The sequence below is a fragment of the Trebonia sp. genome (genome assembly GCF_049794275.1).
Classification (GTDB): Bacteria; Actinomycetota; Actinomycetes; order Streptosporangiales; family Streptosporangiaceae; genus Trebonia.
In genome coordinates, this window is sequence record NZ_JBARCR010001136.1 from 1 (window position 1) to 2,997 (window position 2,997).

The 2,997-nt window shown below is 69.4% G+C and carries 3 protein-coding genes; 2 read left to right on the top strand and 1 reads right to left on the bottom strand.

Annotated elements, in window-relative coordinates; genetic code table 11:
• Positions 1–147 precede the first annotated feature (147 nt).
• Positions 148–1,431 (bottom strand): flavin-dependent oxidoreductase, encoded by a 1,284-nt coding sequence (locus tag WA805_RS28205; RefSeq protein WP_422289906.1) that lies wholly within the window; start codon positions 1,429–1,431, stop codon positions 148–150.
• A gap of 188 nt (positions 1,432–1,619) precedes the next feature.
• Here WA805_RS28205 and WA805_RS28210 point away from each other — a divergent pair, with 188 nt between their 5' ends.
• Together WA805_RS28210 and WA805_RS28215 are read left to right on the top strand one after the other, a co-directional pair.
• Positions 1,620–2,294, top strand: coding sequence for a potassium channel family protein (locus tag WA805_RS28210; RefSeq protein ID WP_425243840.1), 675 nt, complete (start codon positions 1,620–1,622; stop codon positions 2,292–2,294).
• A gap of 44 nt (positions 2,295–2,338) precedes the next feature.
• Positions 2,339–2,929 (top strand): DUF1992 domain-containing protein, encoded by a 591-nt coding sequence (locus tag WA805_RS28215; RefSeq protein WP_425243841.1) that lies wholly within the window; start codon positions 2,339–2,341, stop codon positions 2,927–2,929.
• Positions 2,930–2,997: the final 68 nt, after the last annotated feature.

Genomic DNA, 2,997 nt, shown 5'->3' on the forward strand with positions numbered 1-2,997 from the left:
AGGCGAGGGTTCTCGCCGGGCGCTGCGGCCGCGGACTCGCGCAGCCGGTCCCCACGGCGACGAGCGCGAGCACGGCGGCGGCAGCCGCGCACGCGGCCGGCAACGTCCTCATGCCTCTTTAGACCGCGCCGTCACGCGTTAGGTTGCTTACATTGGTGGGATTCGCGGTGGAACTGGGAGAATTGGCGGGCGGGAGTTGAGCGCGGCCACGTCCTCCTGCGAGGTGGCCCGGTAGGCGTCGCGCAGCGTCCCTAGCTCGCCGGCGTCGAGCACGTCCTCGATCCGGTCGAAGCCGTCCGGGGCGCGGGCGGCGACCATGTCCAGCACCGCGTCGACGGGCATAGAGCGGTTGGCCAGCACGATCTTGCTGACCGCCGGCAGCCTGGCTGCCTCGTAGGCGGCCAGGGCGCCCGGCCCTTTGGCGACCGCCCCTTCGTCCGCCAGCGATCTGGCGAGCACCGAGGCGTCGATGATCGCCTGCGACCCGCCGTTGGACCCGACCGGGTACATCGGGTGCGCCGCGTCACCCGTCAGCGTCACCAGGCCGCGTCCCCAGAACGGCAGCGGGTCCCTGTCCACCATCGGGTACTCAAGGATCTCCGTGGTCCGCGTCATCAGCCCGGCGATGTCCAGCCAGTCGAACGTCCAGTCGCGGAAGTACGGCAGCGCCTCGGCGAGCCGTCCCTCCCTGGTCCAGTCCGGCCGCACCGGGGGCGCCTCGCCGCCGATCATCGCCTCGGCCACCCAGTTGATCAGCACCGTGCCGTCGTCCCGCCGCGCTATCGGATAGGCGACGAACTTGCGGCTGGTGGTGCTGCCCGCGACGGCGAGCGTCGCCCCGGACAAGAACGGCGGGCCAGTCGTGACGCCGCGCCACATCATGACCCCGCTCCACCGGGGCGGCGGCTCGCCCGGGTGCAGTTGGGCGCGGACCGCCGAGTACAGGCCGTCCGCGCCGATGAGGAGGTCGGCGCGGGCTGGAACCACGAGGCCGTTCCGACGAATGGAAAGCTGTACCTCGACGAAGCCGTCACGCTCCGTGAAACCGGTCACCGTGGTGCCCGTCTTTACCGCCTCAGGGCCGAGCCGTCCGCGGACCGCGGCCAGCAAGATCATCTGCAGCTCGCCGCGGTGGATGGAGTACTGCGGCCATGCGTAGCCGAGGTTCCTGCCGCGCGGTTCGCTCCAGATGAAGCCGCCGTGCGGGTCGAAGTGGGCCTGTTCCGTGGTGGGGATGCCGGTCGCCTCGAGTGCGGGGCCGAGCCCCAGCTCGGTGAGTTCGCGAACCGCGTGCGGCAGCAGGTTGATGCCGACGCCGAGGGGCTTCAGTTCGGTAGCCGAGTCCACGACCTGCGCCTCGATCCCCACCGCGTGCAGTGCGAGCGCGGTCGTCAGGCCGGCGATGCCCGCGCCGGCGATGAGGACGCGCACCGGTATGCCCCCTTCGGACTGGTTTGGCCCTCTGACAGTACGCCGCCGCAGGGATCACCCGTCCGGGGTGGCGCGCGCCGGCTGCCGAGATGGTGGTCTGAGGCGTGGCCCACACAGGCAAGCGAGAAAGATCCGGCACTGCCACCAAGGCCCCGGCGGCAAATCGTGGCGGCCGCTACGGCCTGCTGTTGCTGCTTCTCATCGGTACCTACCTGCTTGCCGCGTTCAGCGGCGCGAAGCTGGCCACCGAGGTGCAGGTCCTCCTGTTCGCCTTCGTCCTGCTGATAGCCCTGCGCAATTCGCCTTTGCCCGCGCCGTGGCCGCTGGTCATCGGAGCGGCCACCGTGATCGGCACCGCCGTGACGTTCTTGGCATCCCTGTCCGGCTCCCCGAACGGAAAGGCGGCCGAGGATCTGTGGAAGGCGCTGATCCTGCTGATGGCCGTGATCATGGTTGTGCGCCGGGTGCTGGCCAAGCGCACGGTCACGATCCAGAGCATTTACGGCGCCTTGAGCGCCTACATCATCATCGGGCTGATGTTCGCGTCCAGCTTCGCGGCCATAAACTACCTGAGCACGTCTGACTTCTTCGCAGACAACGAGCCCGCCAATACCCAGACGTTCCAGTACTTCAGTTTCACCACGCTGACCACCCTCGGGTACGGGGACTTCACCGCGGCGGAGAGCGGCAGCCGTTCCATCGCGGTCCTGGAGGCGCTGACCGGCCAGATATTCCTGGCCACCCTGGTGGCTCGTCTTGTCGCCGCGTACCGGACCCCGGACCAGCCCGAGCAGCCCGAGCAGCCCGGTCGTCCGGGGAGTGCGGACGGTGGCCCCGCTGACGACGACGAGCGTCGCGAGTAGGTGGCCGGATCTGGCTTCGGTAGGTCTCGGTAAAATGAATGCTGATGACCGAGCGCAAGCCGCGGCAGCAGAGCTTCACTTCATGGATCGACCAGCAGATCGCTGACGCCGAGAATCGCGGCGTGTTCGACAACCTGCCTGGGGCCGGCAAGCCGCTGAACATCAAGCCGACGGGCGACGGCGACTTCGGCCAGGCGTGGATACGCGACTACGCGCGCCGCGAGGGGGTTACGCCCGAGGAATTCCTGCCCACGCCGCTGAAGCTGCGCCGGGAAATCGAGCAGCTGACCGAGATCGTGGGGGAGATGCGCTCGGAGGCCGAGGTACGCGAGACCTTCGGCGACCTGAACCGGCGGATCATCGAGTGGCGCCGCATCCCGGTCGGGCCGCCGATTCACGTGCGGCTGGTGAACACCGACGAGATGGTCGCGCGCTGGCGCGCGGCGCAGGCCGCGAAGGCGACTCGGGCCCCGGCGCCGGGAGCTCAGCCGGCCCCGGAAGCTCAGCCGGCCCCGAGAGCTCAAGCGGCGCCGCAGAAAGGCGCCCGGCCGGTTCGCCGCCATACCTGGCTTCGCCGCCTTCGGCACCGGTCGCCGCGTTCCGCGCAATTAGGGACAAATCGACAAGGGCGCTGATAACAGCAAGAAGCGCGGAAGCGCCGTCACGGGCTGACCTGCACCACACCGTGGTCGCCGAGCACCAG